Origin of the sequence: Bacillus cereus group sp. BfR-BA-01408, from assembly GCF_022663305.1 — a bacterium.
In the GTDB taxonomy this organism is placed as follows: domain Bacteria; phylum Bacillota; class Bacilli; order Bacillales; family Bacillaceae_G; genus Bacillus_A; species Bacillus_A pacificus.
Genome location: NZ_JAKUFF010000279.1, coordinates 1 through 248, shown reverse-complemented (window position 1 = coordinate 248; position 248 = coordinate 1). Strand labels below are relative to the sequence as shown.

Below are 248 nucleotides of genomic sequence, written 5' to 3'. Positions count from 1 at the left end.
GATCAGGTTGATAGGTTCGAGGTGGAAGCATGGTGACATGTGGAGCTGACGAATACTAATAGATCGAGGACTTAACCATATAATATGTAGCAAATGTTATCTAGTTTTGAAAGAATATAAAAAACTTGTTGACTTTCAAAGTTAAATGAGTTACAATAATTCTTGTCTTAAATGAATACAGTCTGGTAATGATGGCAGAGAGGTCACACCCGTTCCCATACCGAACACGGAAGTTAAGCTCTCTAGCG

At 37.9% G+C, this 248-nt stretch carries 1 rRNA gene; it reads left to right on the top strand.

Features of this window, described 5'->3' with window-relative positions:
• Positions 1–181: 181 nt before the first annotated feature.
• Positions 182–248, top strand: a 5S ribosomal RNA gene (gene rrf, locus MR083_RS27295); the annotation flags it as partial.